This window comes from Flavobacterium sp., from assembly GCF_039595935.1.
Lineage (GTDB): Bacteria > Bacteroidota > Bacteroidia > Flavobacteriales > Flavobacteriaceae > Flavobacterium.
On record NZ_JBCNKR010000006.1, the window covers coordinates 280010 to 297323 of the forward strand.

The following is a 17314-nucleotide window of genomic DNA, read 5'->3' on the forward strand; positions in this document are numbered from 1 at the left end:
CTTATTTAATTGTTACATCAAGTTTGAATTTTAAATCTCTTGAAGAATTCCCCACGTTTAAAGTGTATTTTCCCGGTTCAATTGTCCATTTTTTGGCCGCAACATCATAATAAGCCAATTCTTTTACCGGAACTTTAATCGTAACGGTTTCAGTTCCTCCGGCTTTTACCAATACTTTTGCAAATCCTTTTAATTCTTGCGCTGCACGTGTTACTTTAGAATTTGATTTTGAAGTATATAATTGAACTACCTCTTTTCCATCTACTTTTCCTGTGTTTTTTACTTCAACAGAAACGGAGATTGTTTCGTTTTGAGCATACGAAGTTTTATCTGTTTTTGCATTTCCAAAAGCAAAAGTCGTGTATGATAATCCGTAACCAAAAGGATATAATGGCGCAACATTTTTAGTATCAAACCAACGGTATCCTATTAAAATTCCTTCTGCATAATTTACCGTTTTGTCTCCAGGGAAACTGTTAGTAGCGTGTGCAGGAGAATCTTTTAACTGTTTTGGCATTGTCCAAGGTAATTTTCCTGACGGATTTACTTTTCCTAATAATACATCGGCTAAAGCATTTCCTCCTTCAGAACCGTTAAACCAAGACCAAACTACAGCTTGCGATTTTTGGCTGATATTTTCTATTTGAAAAGGTGCTCCGGCAACAAAAACTACAATTGTTTTAGGGTTTACTGCCAATACTTTCTGAATTAATTCTTCTTGTCCGAAAGGCAAATGTAAATCTCTTCTATCTGAAGCTTCTGTTTCGTAATCGCGGTTGGAACCCGCAAAGATGATTGCAACATCAGAGTTTTTAGCAGCATCTACCGCTTCCTGCACTTTTGCAGGATCTAGTTCATCAATTGTAACTGGACCGTTAGCCGTAATATTTCCTAAATTTCCTCTGTTCTTTTTATCGTAACGCTCTAAATATCCTTCAGCATAATTGATTTTTATGGAAGATGGAAGTCTGTTTTTTAAACCTTCAAGCGGCGTGATTTCTCTTTTCGTTTTTACTCCGGCGCCAAATCCGCCAAGAGCGTTTTTCTTTGTTGCGTTATTTCCAATTACGGCGATAGATTTAACTCCGTCTAATTTTAATGGCAATGCGTTATTTTCATTTTTCAATAAAACAACTGCTTCTGCTGCTATTTTATAAGCATCTTGATAATGTGCTTCGGTTGCTATGCTTCCTTTTGCACGCTCGCCGCCGCCCATTGCTTTAACCTGGAATAAAACTCGTAAAATGCGTTTTACATGCAGATCAATTTCTTTTTCTGAAACTTCTCCGGATTTTACTGCAGCGATTAATTTATCGGCTAAGAAAAATTCATTGAAAGGTTTTGGCGTTCCCATTTCAATATCTAAACCATTTTTTAATGATTTTGCTGTAGAATGCACCGCAGCCCAGTCTGAAACCACAATTCCTTTAAATCCCCATTCGTCACGAAGGATTTTATTCAGCATATAATCATTTTCACATAAATATTCTCCTCTAAATTTATTGTAAGCGCCCATTATGCTGTAGGCTTTTGCTTCTTTTACAGAAGCTTCAAAAGCAGGAAGGTAAATTTCACGAAGTGTACGCTCGTCAATCTGCACATCTACAAAATCACGATTCGTTTCCTGATTGTTTGCGGCGAAATGTTTTACGCACGCCATTACATCTTTTTCCTGTAAACCAACGATCAAAGGCACGGCGATTTTTTTATTCAAAAATGGATCTTCAGACATGTATTCGTAAGTTCTTCCTCCAAGCGGCGTCCTTACCATATTAATTGCCGGAGAAAGTAACATATCTTTGTCTCTTGCTCGTAATTCTTCACCTAAACTAGTTCCGAAAGTATGTGCCATTTCAGAATTCCATGTTGCTGCCAAAGCGCCTCCCGCAGGATAATAAGTTGCAAAATCGTTTGTCCAGCCTGCCGGGGCCCAATTATCTCTTGAAATTTCTTCGCGAACTCCAAGCGGACCGTCGGCCATTTTTAATTCTGGGATTCCTAAACGTTTTACACCTGCGTTGGCGAACATGCTGTTTCCGTGCAGCATTCCAACTTTTTCCTCAAGTGTCATTTGAGAAATTAATTTATCTATTTCGGCATCATGTTCTGTGCCGATTTCTTTTCCTAAATATTCCTTTTGAGCTGATTCAGATTCTGAATTTTGTACTTCATTTTTGCACGAAACAAACAACATCACCGCTAGTGCCGCTGAGAAGTATATAAATTTGTTTTTCATTGATTGTGGTTTTTTAGTTTTTAGATTTTATAGATAGTTTACTGTTTTACAAATCTAAACATATAAACGTCATTTTCGTTAATTGCAATTTCTCTGTTGAATGTTCCTTTTGCGTCGATTTTTATTTTTTCTGATGAAAGAAGACAATTACTATTTTTTTCTTTGAGCAGTTTTACCTGTTCTTTACTCAATTGTTTCGGGCTTTTCATTTCCAGATAATCGGCATAAACATCGTGTGTTTTATAACCAACTTTGTAGATTTCTAAATCGTATTTTCCTTTTGCTAAATTGTCTAATTCGATTTTTACAATTCCTTTTGATTTCGAAGGCAAATCCTGAAGATAATAGGTTTGATTTAAAACTTTATCGCCCGGATGTGTATTGGTAAAATCCCAAAATAAAAGCTGAACATCGCCTTTTTTATTTTTGGTTATCCACGAATTTTTATCGGTATTTTGAAGTTCTGTTTCTCCCAGTTTATTCATTAAATAATACGAGAAATAAGCCGGCTTTTTAATTCCCTGCGTATTTAACAATCCGAAACCGCCGTGAAAAGGGGTAAATCTTGGTCCGGCTTCTTCAAAAATATCGGTGAAAACCCAATACGACATGGAGTTTGCCGCATTGCCGACTTGTTTTATTTTCTGCAAAATATACGCCGCCGAATGGTAACTGTCGTGAATTGGATCTGCCGGAGTATACGATGTGCTCCATTCTGTATAATGCAATTCTAAATTTGGTTTTGCCGAAGCTGTAATTTGTTTTCTTGAATTTAAAATATCGCCGCTTACACTGAATTCATCCTGACTTAAAATTGTTCCCGATGTTCCGAATTCATCCAGATATCCGTGTTTTACTCCGTAAGTATGAGTTGAAACAAAATCCATCGGAACGTTATTTTTTGCACAAAAATCTATTGTTTCAGGAACCCATGCCGCGCCCGCCGTTGCAGGTCCGCCAACTTTGTAATCTGGATTTACGCTTTTTACAGCACGTGCGCTATATTCATATAATTTGAAATAATCTGCCTGAGTTCCTGTCCAAAAACCCGGAGATAAATTGGGTTCATTCCAAACTTCAAAATACCATGTTTTTACTTCTTTTGCTCCGTATCTTTCAGTAAAATGCTGAGCTAAATTTTTAATTAAATTTTCCCATTTTTTATAATCTTTTGGAGGCGTTACATTTCCTTTCCACCAAAAAATAGTTTCTTTTCCGCTTGCTAAAGCATTCGGCATAAAACCTAATTCTACAAATGGTTTCATTTTCAGACTTACAATATAATCAAATAAAACGTCAACATATTGATAGTTATACTCGGGATTTCCTTTTTCGTCTTCGCGATAAACCGCCATGTCATCGGTTAGTAAACCATGCATTCGGATATATTTAAAATCGCATTCTTTTTTTACCAATGCCAGTTGTTCCTGCCACTCGGCGCGAAGGCCTTCGTTTGCTCTTCCGGCGCCAATGCATTCTTTAAACATGGTGTTTAGTTTTCCTCCTTCTTTTCTGTAATCGACTTTTATAATTCGGTTTTCAGCATTGTTATTTTGTCCAATAATTTGGATTGAATGAATTAAAACTATTGCTATTAAAAGTTTTTTCATTTGGAAATGGTTTTATTTATTTTTTTGCCACAGATTAAAAGGATTCTAAAGGTTTTTTTCTTTTTTTTACTCTCGCAGATTTAACAGATAACGCAGATTTAAATCATTTTAAACTGTGTGTATATTTTATTTACACAGAATTAGAATAAAAAATCTGCGTTATCTGCTAAATCTGCGAGAACATAAAAATCTTTTTAATCTTTTTAATCTGTAGCTAAATGTTTTATTTTCTAACTATATGTTAGACGCACTGCAGTGCGTCTCTACAAATTGCTTTGCGGATATCGTTGTGTTGAGTAAACCCGACAGGTTTTTAAAACCTGTCGGGTTTAACGTCTAACTTTTAACATTTAACTTCTAACCCAAATTACAATTTTTTAAATCGAATTGCTGTTCCGCCAGCTCCGCCTAATTTTATTTTTAGTGAATCGGAAGCTTTTACTGTTTTCTTTGAAATTGCAACTGCTTCTGGATTGTGTTTTTGATCTGTTCCTTCGGCATCGGCATAAATTTGTGCTTCGTACGTGGCGTTTTTATCTAAAAATGAAAGTGAAATTTCCAATTCTCTTGGGTTTTCATTTGTGATACTTCCCAAAAACCAATCGGCGCTGTTTCTGTCTTTACGTGCTGTTGTGATGTATTGACCAATTTCTCCATTTAAAACTTTTGTGTCTTCCCAATCTGTCGGAACATCTTTTAGGAATTGTAAAGCTGGTTTTCCTTCGTAGTTTTCAGGAAGATCAGCAAGCATTTGAATTGGAGAATATGTGGTTACATAAATTGCCAATTGCTGTCCAACTGTTCCCTGAATTCTTTTTCCCGGATAACCTTGTTTTACCTCAACATCAAAAATTCCAGGCGTGAAATCCATTGGCCCAGAAAGTAATCTTGTAAACGGAATAATACTTAAATGATTCGGCGGATTTCCTTCGCTCCATGCATTGTATTCTTGTCCGCGTGCTGCTTCTCTCGAAACCATGTTTGGAAAAGTTCTTCTTTCTCCGGTATCTTTTATGGATTCGTGGTATAAAACGGCTAAATCATATTGTGCTGCTTTTTCTAAAATATATCTGAAATAATTTACTCCAAACTGCCCAAAATGCATTTGTTTCATATTTAATTTAGAACCCACGTGACCAATTTTTACGGTATGAATTCCGAGTTTTTTGTATAAAGCAAAACCTTCGTCAACTTGTTTTAGGTAATTAATCAGGTTTGAACCTGTTTCATGATAACCGATTAATTCGATGTTCTTTTTCTTGCCATATTCAACTACTTTTTCTAAATCGAAATTGTCGGCATTTTGAGTAAAACTGAACATGTGCATTCTGTTTTCATACCAGCCCGGCGTCCAGCCTTTGTTCCAGCCTTCGATCAATAAATGATGAAAACCTTCTTTTGCCGTAAAATCAATATATTCTTCGGCGTGTTTTGTGGTTGCGCCTTGTTTATCGCTTTCCCAAAAAGTATATTTTCCAATGTGCATTCCCCACCAAATTCCTAAATATTTATAAGGTTTGAAATAGCTGTTTGTGTTTTTTAATTTGTTTGGTTCGTTCAGATTTAAAATCAAATAAGACATAATTAAATCTGCTGGTTTTTCACCAATTTGAATTGTTCTCCAAGAAGATGTGAAAGTATCTTTTACACGAACTTTAACACCATCCGCCCACGGAACTAAATCTGTTTTCAATTGTGTGCCTTCATTATTTACCAAAGTTGTACTGGCGTAATCGATCAAATTTGCTTCGTGAAAACTCAAGGCTAATCCGCTTTTACTTTCGATTGTAAGCGGAGTTAAAACTGTATCCAAAGTACTTACCGGAGAATCTTTAAAAAGATATTCGTCACGGTTTTCTCTGTTTGCAGGAATCCACCATGCTTTTCCGTCTTCTTTTAAATTAAAAGTCGTTTTTTCATCCATAATGAAAATACTGTCTTTTACATTTTGTTTTGGATACACATATCGAAAGGCAACTCCGTCATCGAAAGCGCGAAACTGAATTTCTAACTTTCTCTTATTTCCGCTTTTTTGCTGTAATTCTACCGAAAGCTGATTGTAGTGATTTCTAATGTTTTTCTTTTCTCCCCAAACTTGTTCCCAAGTTTCATCAAAAGTGGATTTTTTTACATTTTTGATTTCGAAATTGGTACTAAAATCTTCATTTCCTTTCAATAAAAATCCTAAATCCGATGGTGTGATTATTTCCGTTTTTCCGTGTGAAACGGAGTATTTTGGAGCATTTTTTACAAGCTCAAATTTGATTTTATTTTGTCCGTTTGGCGAAGCTAGTTCGTAAGCGTTTTTTGCTTTTTGGCTGTAGCCAATGGAAACTGAAAGCAATAAAGCGGGAAGAATGAGGTGTTTTTTCATGGTCATTTTCTTAATTCATTTTTTAATAAATCGGGCATCGGCAGGGCTTTCGCCCGATTTAGAAACTCAACAAAAACTTATTTTTATCCTTAGTTGGGATTTGTTTTTTTAGGCCACAGATTGCACAGATTAAAAGGATTTTTTTTTAAATTCTTTGTCTGTTTTTGTTCTCGCAGATTTTGCAGATTGAGCCGATTTTATTTTTTTATTGATTTAAAAGATAAAAAAAATCTGCATGATCTGCTAAATCTGCGAGAGTAATAATCCTTTTAATCTGTGCAATCTGTGGCATATATCTTTATTTTATCCACTCTGTTTTAAAAGTGGTTTTTCCTTTTAATGGATTTGCTGTTACGTCGAACTTGTTTCCGTTTTTGGTCACTTTTATTTCCTGAACTGCGGTATCATTTGGTAAAAAAACTTTGGCTGTCGCCGAAGTGGTTTTATCACTTGCATAAACTTTCAACGTCAATTTACTCCAATCCATATCTTTTGTAGACTGTGCTAAACCGATGTGTGGCAATGCAGTTCCGTCTTTTACCAAAACTACAATTGGCACTTCACCCGCTTTGATTTTATGCCATCCTGATTGATATACTTTTTTAGTTTGATAATCAATCCAGGTTCCTTCCGGAAGATAAACATCTCTTTCTGTAACTTCTTCAAAAAGCGGTGCAACCAAAATACTTGATCCGAATAAATATTCATTATCTACTAACCAAGCTCCCGGATCATTTGGATATTCTACAAATAAAGCACGCATCATTGGTAAACCTTTTTGTGAACTTTCTTTTGCCTGAGCGTAGATATATGGCATTAATTCATAACGCATATTATCGGCTTTTCTAAATCCTTCCAAGAAATCTTTGCTGTATAACCAAGGTTCGCGCGGAGGCTCGCCGTGGCTTCTTACATGCGAAGTAAACATTCCGAATGGCGCCCATCTTCTGTATAAATTCTCAGGAGATTTTGTTGCAAATCCTCCAACATCATGACTCCAGAAACTGAATCCGCTTAAGCCTAATGAAAGTCCGCCGCGTAATTCTGCCGACATCGCTCCGTTTGAAGTTTCGGCGTCTCCGCCCCAATGCAACGGATAACGTTGACTTCCTGCCCAAGTACTTCTTGCCCAGATTAAAGTGTATCCTTTTTCTTTTTGAGTAATTTCGGCGACAGCCTTATTATATCGTAACGGATATAAATTATGTTCATAAAAACCTGTTCTTCCAGAATGATAAATTCCGTCTGGTGGAGCAGCTTCTCCAAAATCAACTTTGAAAACTGAAACGCCTTCATCGAATAATTTTTTCAATTTTCCTTGGTACCAAGAAACTGTTTCCGGATTTGAGAAATCTAAAACAGCATCTTCATACGGAAGATTTCCTTTTCGGTCTCTTACCGCAAGATTTTTGTCCATAATTTCAGGAAACAAAGTATTCTTTGGTGTGAAATAGGGTAATTGCCATAAACACACATGGAAACCATCTTCTTTTAAATCTGACATCATTTTTTTAGCATCTGGGAAACGAGATTTGGCAAACTCGTAATTGTTTCTCCAGTCTACATCAAACCAGCCTGTATCGTAGTGAATTACATCGGTTGGGATTTTGTATTTACGCAAATCTCTTGCTACATCACGACCTTCTTTTTCTGTAAAATAAGTAATTCTGCTCATCCAGAAACCGAATGACCAAAGCGGCGGCATGGCGGCTTTTCCAGTTAAATTCGTGTATTGATCTAAAATGTCTTTCGGTTCTCCAATGAAGAAAAATAAATCGGCTTCGTCATCGCCAATGTACATTTCGTTGGCACTTCCAAAATATTTTCCAAAGTCAACTGTAATTGGTGTTGAATGATGCATGAAAACTCCGTAACCGCGGCTGCTCATGTAAAACGGAATTGGTTTGTACATGGTTTCATTTTGGATTCCGTTTGCATCATCCGTCCATAAAACTACTTTTTGTCCGCGTTTGTTAAATTGTGTGAATGATTCTCCGCAGCCAAATATTTTTTCGTCTGGTTCTAAGCTGAAAGCCGCGCCCATACTTCTTGAATAATCGCTGTTTCTGCGAACATAAGAGAACGGAAGTGTTGGTGTATAAGAGTTTTTAAAATCGGTATCATGAAGTGTACTTGTCAGCAATTTTCCATTTTCATCGTAGATTTTTACATGCCACGGTTTTGTCAAAATTTCAACTTTCCCGTGTTTGCTTGTATAACTGTGACCGCCTTCAATTTTAGAATATTTCCATAATTCAGGATGATTTGGCGCAACGCCGTCAACTAACATTAAAGATTCTTTTTGTGGATGAAATTGCGGTCCTGAAGTTGTTTTTATTCTGATGGTTCTATCTGAAACAAATTGAATTTCGAACGGCAAAACTGGTGATTCTTCATATTCTGTTGTTGGAAATTCGTTTGCTTTTTCAACGTCTGGTTTCATCATCATGTTGTTGAAAGCCTGACGTGTTTTATAATTGTATCTTAGATATTTAATTGTTCCTTTTCCCGTTGCAGGATCAAAAGAAGCTAATTCATCGGCAAAATAAAAAGTGTTCAGGTAATTCTGAAAATCTTTGCTGATGTCAATTGGTGCGTTTAACACATCTGCATTTTGGATTTGTGCCGATGCTTTTGGCGAAAGCAGCAATCCAAACATAAGGACTGAAAACAAAGTGGTTAGTTGTGAGTTTTTCATTAGTTTAGTTTTTGTATTTCCTTCCTGCAAGGTTTTCAAAACCTTGTAGGTTTATATTTTTTCTTCTATTTAAAATCTCATTATACCTACAAGGTTTTGGAAACCTTGCAGGAATGTTGATGTTGCATTTTTTTATTCTGTTGTAATTACAATTGTTGCTGGTTTTAGTCCGTTTGCTTTTGCTGTTAATTCCAGTCTTCCTGTTTTATCTCCAGACTGAACGATTACTAAACATTTTCCTGCCAAAGCGGTATGTTTTGTTCCTTTATACGATTCGTGACTTACCGGATTTCCGCTGCAAACTCCCACTATTTTTCCGTTTCCTGTTAATGAAAAATTGATTTCATTATTGGCATTTGGAACCAGAGTTTCTTTCTCATCTAAAATATCTACAGTAACAAACGACAAATCGTTTTTGTCTGCTTTTATTGTGCTTCTGTCGGCAGTCAGTTTTAATTGAGATGGATTTCCAGCTGTTTTAATTTCTTTTTCTAAAACCACTTTTCCGTTTTTACGAGAAACTGCTTTTAACGTTCCTGCCTGAAAAGGAATTCTCCACATTACGTGTAAATCGTCTCCTTTTTTGCTTCTCTTTCCAACTGATTTTCCGTTTACGAAAAGTTCAACCTCATCGGCTTTATTATAGTAAGCCCAAACGTCAACAGTTTGTCCTGATTTCCAATTCCAATGCGGGAAAATGTGAAGAACCGTTTTGTCTGTCCATTCGCTTTGATACATATAATACACATCTTTCGGGAAACCGGCTAAATCTACAATTCCGAAATACGAACTTACCGACGGCCATTCGTACGGAGTTGGTTCTCCGATATAATCGAAACCTGTCCAGATGTACATTCCAGAAAGGAAATCGTGTTTTTTAATGACTTTCCAGGTTGCTTCGTGCGTTGAACCCCAAGGCGCCTGCACTTGGTCGTAAGCAGAAACCGTATTTCCGGGATTTCCTTCTGTAAATTTAAGATCCCATCTTACGGGCCATTTTTTAATGGTATCTGAAACAGCATCATAATAACCACGTGTTTCTAAACCTGAAGTAGTTTCGGTTGCTATAAAAGGTGTGTTTGGGAAATTTTTTTGATGATATTCATATGTTTGATGCGCATAATTGTATCCGATTAAATCTAAAATTCCAGATTTTGCAATGGCATTAAACTGAACGTTCTTTTTTTCGAATTGCAATGTTACGGCATCAATATTCATATTTACCGGCGGATTCATCGCTGCCGTAAGTGGTCGGGTTTTATCAAAACTGCGTACAATACCGGCTAGTTCTTTTGCAATTTCAACTCCGGTTTCATTCCATTGTTCGGGTATTTCATTTCCGATACTCCAAATAAAAATACTTGGGTGATTTCGGTCGCGGCGCAATTGATCAATTAAATCTTTTTTATGCCATTTATCCCAATCATTTGCGTAATCGTATTTGGTTTTGTTTTGTTTCCACATATCAAAAGCTTCATCCATAACAATGAAACCCATTTTATCGCATAAATCTAAAAGTTCAGGAGCGGGAGGATTGTGCGAAGTTCTGATTCCGTTTACGCCCATTTCTTTCAGAATTTCCAATTGACGTTCGATTGCCCGCGTGTTGATTGCAGAACCCAAAGGTCCTAAATCGTGATGCATACAGACTCCTTTTATTTTGACTTGCTTTCCATTCAAAATAAAACCTTTGTTCAAGTCAAATTTAAAATCTCTAATTCCGAAAGTGGTTTTGTATTGATCAATGATTTTATCGTCAAGCGAAATTTCGGTAACTGCTGTATACAATTCCGGATTTTCAACTGACCATAAAATTGGATTTTCAACTTCTGCCGCTTGATTCAGAATTTGATTTTCGTTGGCATTGATGGTTATATCTTGAGTAACCGACGTTACTTTTTTATCTTCTTTAAAAATAGTGGTCGTTACCGTTGCTTTCTTGCTTTCTTTGTATTGATTTTTAATTGTTGTTTCAATACTTATAGAAGCTTTATCGGCCGTAACTTTTGGAGTTGTAATATAAGTTCCCCATTGTCCAACATGAAGTTTGTCTGTGGTTTCTAACCAAACATTTCTAAAAATTCCTGATCCGGAATACCAGCGTGAATTAGGTTGTTTTGAATTGTCAACCTTAACGATTATTTCGTTGGTTTTTTCTCCGTAATTTAAGTATGGGGTAAGCTCATATTGAAAGCCAATATATCCGTTTGGACGTTTTCCTAAATGATGTCCGTTTATCCAGACTTCGCTGTTTTTATAAACGCCGTCGAAGGTTATTGATATAGTTTTATTTATATCTAAAGAATCTATTTTAAATATTTTTTTATACCATCCTAAACCTCCATTTAGCGAGCCGCCCCCATATCCTGCTGGGCTTTTCTCATCAAATTTACCTTCTATACTCCAATCATGCGGAACATCTAAAGTTCTCCATTTAGTTGAAGTGCCAATCGTATCTTTATCTGTTATACTATCATTTAAATGAAAACTCCAATCGGCATTAAAAGAGATTTTTCGGTTTGCAAAAGCATCTTCTTTTTTACTGCAGGAACTTAATAAAAACATCGCAGAAAAAATCAATACGGAAATTCTGCTTAGATATTTAAATGTGGTTTTCATAGATAGTAGTTTTTGTGGTTTTTATAACAAATATAAACATACCGATAGGCATCTGTATCGATCACCTACCGGTAGTTTGGTTTTTTATAACAGGTTATGACTTTGGTTTATAGTGAAAAACTATTAAACAAACGCCTTCACCAGTTCTACTTTTATCTCTGATCACTGCTAAACGTAATGATGTTGCTGATAATTCAACCACTTTTACACTATACCAGTTACTTACGTCTCCATAATAATCTCCTCCATAAAGCATTTCAACACCTCCGTTAAAAATTAGTTTGTTATTTGCAATATCAAAATTGTAAGTGCCTGATTTTGTAGTTTGCTGAGCGCTTGCCAATGCGGTTTGTGTTACGCTTGTGTTGTAACCTCCGTTAAGATCAAAATGCATTTCGCCCCAGTTTTTATTTGGCATTACCCAAGAGTTGCTTGCATAATCCGGAAACCAGTTCCAGTTGTCTCCAGAAGCTGCAGGATAATCTAAACCAGCCCATCCTACAGGATCTGCCATATTCAATTCCCATGTTTTTCCGGCTACACCGTTAGTAAGCATATTCCATCTTGGATCACTGAAATATTCTTCGTCATTTTTAGTTACCGTAACTTCAACCGGAGCTGCATCTACAGAACCTCCTCTTGTATACGCTGTGTAATAAATTGTATATTTTCCGGCAAAAGGAAATACGATTTTATCATCGCTTTTATTTGAATGTCCTAACTCATTTCCGTTGCTGTCCACATATTTCCAATACGGAATTATCGTTGGATCGGGATTATTCAATATAACTTCATTTGTGTTTGAAGGATTTTGTGTTACCGAAAACTTAAGCGTAGACGGTGTTAGAGTTACTGCTGGCAAACTATCTCTGTCTTCTACAGGTTCGCACGAAAATAACGTTAACCCAATAGTTACTGCAGCTACTATTATATATAATATACGTTTCATAATTATTTTGTTTTAAAGTTAATTCCAGCCTGGGTTTTGCGTAATAGTTCCGTTTGAAAGTATTATCTGCGACTGAGGTAATGGAAACCAGCCTTGAGTTTCTGTTCTAAAAGTTACGCCAAACTGAGAGTCTCCTGTGTTGTTATCGATAGCTTGTTTCATTGTCGACATACCTTGTCTCAATAAATCGAAGTAACGAAGTCCTTCAAGAGCTAATTCTAACTGGCGCTCTTTCATGATGTTTGGAATATTTGCCGTTACTCTGTTTGTTGTGTTTTTGAAAGCACGATCACGAACTCTGTCTAAATCTGTTTGTGCTACCGCCGGGTTTGATTCTAAGTTCAATTCTGCTGCCATTAACAATACATCGGCAAAACGAATAATAGCATAATCCTGATAGTTATCAATTTGGAAATTTCCTCCATTTGCTTCCACAACACTTACTCCTGCTGCATTGGTAATTGGGCAGTATTTTTTCCATGAATATCCTGTGTATTGACGCTGTTCTCTAGCCTGTGCATCAAAATTTAGATTTTCTCCAGCGTAATCAATAAATGAAGCTCCTTTTCTGGTATCTGCTGCGCTGTAAGCTGCAACCAGTTTTGGATTCACGGTTGCTCCTCCCCAACCTGTTGCATATTTTCCGATTGCTCCTCCACGTGGTGCAATGTTGACCTGAAAACGGTTTCCTTCGTGTAAATCCCAGTTTCCTTTTCCTGAACCGTTAAAACGAACAGCCCAAACCATTTCGGTATTGTCTTCTCCAACAAAATTTTCAAAAGAAGCCGCTAACCAAAGATTCGCAAAATCAGGAACTAAACCATGTCCGCTATTGTTTACAACATCATTAATATAAGTTACTGCCTGAGATTTTGTAACTACTCCAGCCAAATCTGATTTACCATACACTCCGGTATAGAATAAAAATGTTCTTGCCAGATAAGCTTCGGCAGCCCATTTCGTAATACGTCCGAAATTTGCATTTCCGTATTGTGAATAATTATCAGAGTTTAAGTTGTCTGCTGCAAATTTTAAATCACTTGCAATTAAAGCATAGGTAACTTCCGGAGATTGTCTTGGTAATTCAAATTCACTCGTTGTTACAGTATGATCCAGCGGAATAATATCTCCAAACATTTTTGCTGCTGTAAAATGAAAGTGCGCTCTTAAGAAACGAGCTTCTGCTTCGTAACGAGTTTTTAAAGCAATGTTTGATCCCCATTCTACTTTATCCAGATTTTCTAATAAAATGTTGGCTCTGTAAATTCCTAAATAAGCATTTGACCAAACATCTTTATTCATGTCTTTATCAGATACATATAAAAATCGGTCCCATTCAATATCGGCCTGACCGTCGGCAATTCCGTAACCACCAAAACAATCATCAGAAGCCTGCTCGCTAATTAATAAAGGCCCGCCGTAAGCTTCACGCTGCAATACATCATAAACTGCAACCAATCCTTCAAAAGCATCTGATGGAGTTTTATAAAAATTCTCAGTTACTTTGTCTGTGTATGGTTCATTTTCTAAAAAATCCTCCGAACAAGAGCCTAAAACAAGAAGGCTTGAAAGGGCAAATAATTTTATATATCGTTTCATTGTTTTCATAATTTAAAAGTTAACATTTAGACCCATCATGTATGTACGCGGCTGTGGGTAATATCCAACATCAATTCCTTTAGCCCAAGACTGGTTTACGTTTCCAAAACCAATTTCCGGATCCATTCCCTGATATTTTGTGAATGTGTAAATGTTATTTCCGGCAACATATAATCTGAATTTAGTGAAGAAACTAAGTTTGTTTGTAAGCTTTGTTAAGTCGCATCCAAACGTAGCATTCTTGATTCTGAAGAAATCAGAATTTTGAATATATAAATCAGAGAATTTAGTGTAGTTACCGTTAGCGTCAGTTCCGTAAGTAACTCTAGGAGTTCTGTTTGAAGTTCCTTCGCTTGTCCATCTGTTTAAGATATCTGTTGTATTGTTTGTGTAAGCACGAGTGTAGTCATGAATACCAAAAACATTTTGCCCTCCGGCTGTACCGTAAGTATTAATTGAGAAATCAAATGCTTTGTATGAAATGTCAAAGTTTACACCATACGTAATATCCGGATTCGGGTTACCAACTTGTGTTTTATCATTAGCATCAATTTTTCCATCGCCGTTTAAATCCACAAAACGAACGTCTCCCGGCTGTGCATTTGGCTGGACTCCCGCTGCAACTTCAGCCGCATTTTGAAAAATTCCATCGGTTTTTAATCCATAGAAATAACCCATCGGTTTTCCAACCTCAACACGGTTCATCTCATCTAAACCTTGAAACAATACGTTTGTTTCTCCGTGAATAATGCCTTCGTTGTTGGCAATTCTAAGTACTTTGTTTGTGTTGCGAGAAAGGTTGGCATTGATACCAAAATTCCAGTCTTTGCCGATATGATTACGATATCCTAAAGCAATCTCGAAACCTTTATTACTTACATCTCCACCATTTATATAAGGTGCTGTTGCTCCTGCGTAAGTTGGAATCGAAGCCAGAACTAACCAGTCTTTTGTTTTTTTATCGTAATAATCGAATGTCAAAGTAAAGTTGTTAAACAACACAGCATCAAAACCTAAATCTAACTGTTCTGAAGTTTCCCATTTTAAATTGCGGTTTGCTAACTGGTCCGGGCTTGAACCTACTAATAAAGTTTCATCTCCAGTTCCGAAATGATAGGTTTTATCTGTTGAGTTTACTGTAGACATATAAGCAAAACGTCTTGCAAACTGGTCATTACCGTTTTGTCCCCAGCTTCCTCTAAGTTTTAAAGTATTTAAACCATTTTTTTCTGAGAATAAAAATCCAAGGAAATTTTCTTTGTCAACATTCCATCCTGCAGAGAAAGATGGGAAAACTGCATATTTGTTATTTGGACCAAATTCTGAAGAACCATCACGACGAACTGTTGCAGAAAACAAATATTTATTATTGTAATCGTACAATAAACGTCCGAAGTAAGACTGAATCGCATAATCTTTACGATTTCCTTTTACCACATTTGATGTCGGATCTTTTGCATTGTCAAGATAAGCGTGGGCAAAATCGTCAAAAATTAAATTTCTTCCCTGTCCTTCCATATAGTCAGAAGTATTCTTTTTTGCCGATGTACCTACTAAGACATCAAAATTATGAGCGTTTGCAACCGTAATTTTGTATTGAAGTGTGTTTTCAAAAATCCATCCTGAACTTTTTGTAGCACTTTGTGTAACGCTCGAAACGGTGTTATTATCATTTGAAGAAAGAGAATAAACAGGCCTGAAAGAACGATAATTACTATCTGTCATATCAACACCAAAACTTGTTCTGAACGTAAAATCTTTTAAGAATTTTAATTCTGCAAAAACGTTCCCTACATAACGATTGTTCTTCGTTTGATTAAAGTTGTTATAGTATAAAGATCCAACCGGGTTGCTGATATCTGCTGAAATAACTGAATGAGCAAAATCTCCATTTGCATCGTACGCAGCATCAATTGGTGCAGCGTTTAAGAAACTTCTAATACCATTGCTGTAAATTCCGTCATCAGCAATTCCGCTGCTTTTTACATTTGCAAAAGTGAAGTTTTCTCCAATTTTTAAATGATTCTCAATAACTTCAGAAGTAGAGTTTACACTGAAAGTAATACGATCATATTGTGACTGATTCGCAGCTCCGCCAATCATTCCTTCTTGTCCGTAGTACGATAATCCAGTTGCAATAGTCGATTTTTTATCACCACCGGTAATCAAAAGGGAGTGGTTTTGTTTGATTGCTCCGTCATTGAACAAATCATCCTGCCAGTCGTGATTAGGAAATGCAGCAATTTGTGCTTGTGTATACAAAGGCGCATAACCAGAATTTACACGAGCTTCGTTTGCGATGGTTGTGTATTCCTGAGTATTCATTAAATCCAGTTTTTTAGCAACCTGCTGAAAACCTGTATATGAATTAAGAGAAACATTCATTTTTCCGTCTTTTCCTTTTTTGGTTGTTACCAAAATAACTCCGTTTGCTGCTCTGGCACCGTAAATAGAAGCAGCCGAAGCATCTTTAAGAACGTCCACCCTTTCAATAACCGACGGATCAAGATATCCAATTCCGTTATCAACCACAACACCGTCAACAACATAAAGCGGATCACTGTTTCCTGCCGTTCCCGCACCACGAATGTTTACTACCATGTTTGCACCAGGCTGACCAGAAGATGACGTTACAGAAACTCCCGAAGCCTGACCTTGTAAAGCATTTACAACATCAAGACTCGCAACCTGCTGAATGTCTTTTCCTGAAACTAATGAAGTTGCGGCAGTATTTACCTTTTTCTTTTGTGTACCGTATCCGATAACTACAATTTCTTTAAGTTCTGCTGTTTCTTCCTGCATGGTAACATTGATAGTTTTTTGAGTTCCTACTGTTACTTTCTGTGTTTTAAATCCGATAAAAGTAAAAACAAGAACGTCTCCGATTTTTGCTTCTATTTTATAATTCCCGTCAAAATCGGTAGCGGCGCCAATTTTTGTTCCTTCAACTGCAACAGTTGCTCCCGGAACTCCCATTCCGTCAACAGCCGATGTTACAATTCCACTTACAGATCGGGATTGTGCCTGAGCAAAAGCCGACTGCATCATAAATAAGCCAAACAACAGAGTCGTGCAAAACGAGAGCATTGTTGTTTTAATACAATATTTGCTTTTCATAGTAAAAGAGTTGGTTTAAATTAAGTTAGTTGTAGTTTATATAATCAAGTGTAAGTTTCGTTTATTTAAAAAATTACCTCATTCTGCTATTTCAAAATATCATCTTTTTAAA

General features: G+C 36.5%; 8 protein-coding genes. All 8 read right to left on the reverse strand.

The window, feature by feature from the left end; all coding sequences use genetic code 11:
• Position 1 precedes the first annotated feature (1 nt).
• The 8 genes from ABDW27_RS11005 to ABDW27_RS11040 all read right to left on the reverse strand — a co-directional run bounded on the left by ABDW27_RS11005 (position 2) and on the right by ABDW27_RS11040 (position 17202).
• Entirely contained in the window at positions 2-2236 is a 2235-nt protein-coding gene (locus tag ABDW27_RS11005) for a glycoside hydrolase family 3 C-terminal domain-containing protein (protein WP_343695940.1), read from the reverse strand.
• Between the two features lie 38 nt (positions 2237-2274).
• Complete coding sequence (locus tag ABDW27_RS11010) at positions 2275-3846, reverse strand: glycoside hydrolase (RefSeq protein ID WP_343695941.1); 1572 nt, start codon at positions 3844-3846, stop codon at positions 2275-2277.
• A gap of 367 nt (positions 3847-4213) precedes the next feature.
• Complete coding sequence (locus ABDW27_RS11015; protein WP_343695942.1) at positions 4214-6220, reverse strand: glycoside hydrolase family 97 protein; 2007 nt, start codon at positions 6218-6220, stop codon at positions 4214-4216.
• A 298-nt stretch (positions 6221-6518) separates the two neighbouring features.
• A complete protein-coding gene (locus tag ABDW27_RS11020) occupies positions 6519-8918 on the reverse strand; it encodes a TIM-barrel domain-containing protein (RefSeq protein ID WP_343695943.1) in 2400 nt (799 codons plus the stop codon).
• 132 nt (positions 8919-9050) lie between these two features.
• A complete protein-coding gene (gene galB / locus ABDW27_RS11025) occupies positions 9051-11537 on the reverse strand; it encodes a beta-galactosidase GalB (RefSeq protein ID WP_343695944.1) in 2487 nt (828 codons plus the stop codon).
• A gap of 94 nt (positions 11538-11631) precedes the next feature.
• The gene (locus ABDW27_RS11030) at positions 11632-12486 is read right to left on the reverse strand and encodes a hypothetical protein (RefSeq protein ID WP_343695945.1); all 855 of its coding nucleotides are present in this window, start codon (positions 12484-12486) and stop codon (positions 11632-11634) included.
• Positions 12487-12504: 18 nt separating this feature from the next.
• Entirely contained in the window at positions 12505-14085 is a 1581-nt protein-coding gene (locus ABDW27_RS11035) for a RagB/SusD family nutrient uptake outer membrane protein (protein WP_343695946.1), read from the reverse strand.
• A 12-nt stretch (positions 14086-14097) separates the two neighbouring features.
• The gene (locus ABDW27_RS11040) at positions 14098-17202 is read right to left on the reverse strand and encodes a TonB-dependent receptor (RefSeq protein ID WP_343695947.1); all 3105 of its coding nucleotides are present in this window, start codon (positions 17200-17202) and stop codon (positions 14098-14100) included.
• Between the last annotated feature and the right edge of the window lie 112 nt (positions 17203-17314).

What these genes read in the sequence shown, in the direction of transcription:
- ABDW27_RS11005 (WP_343695940.1), bottom strand. Translation starts at nt 2,236, where the DNA reads ATGAAAAACAAATTTATATACTTCTCAGCGGCACTAGCGGTGATGTTG.
- ABDW27_RS11010 (WP_343695941.1), bottom strand. Translation starts at nt 3,846, where the DNA reads ATGAAAAAACTTTTAATAGCAATAGTTTTAATTCATTCAATCCAAATT.
- ABDW27_RS11015 (WP_343695942.1), bottom strand. Translation starts at nt 6,220, where the DNA reads ATGAAAAAACACCTCATTCTTCCCGCTTTATTGCTTTCAGTTTCCATT.
- ABDW27_RS11020 (WP_343695943.1), bottom strand. Translation starts at nt 8,918, where the DNA reads ATGAAAAACTCACAACTAACCACTTTGTTTTCAGTCCTTATGTTTGGA.
- galB (WP_343695944.1), bottom strand. Translation starts at nt 11,537, where the DNA reads ATGAAAACCACATTTAAATATCTAAGCAGAATTTCCGTATTGATTTTT.
- ABDW27_RS11030 (WP_343695945.1), bottom strand. Translation starts at nt 12,486, where the DNA reads ATGAAACGTATATTATATATAATAGTAGCTGCAGTAACTATTGGGTTA.
- ABDW27_RS11035 (WP_343695946.1), bottom strand. Translation starts at nt 14,085, where the DNA reads ATGAAACGATATATAAAATTATTTGCCCTTTCAAGCCTTCTTGTTTTA.
- ABDW27_RS11040 (WP_343695947.1), bottom strand. Translation starts at nt 17,202, where the DNA reads ATGAAAAGCAAATATTGTATTAAAACAACAATGCTCTCGTTTTGCACG.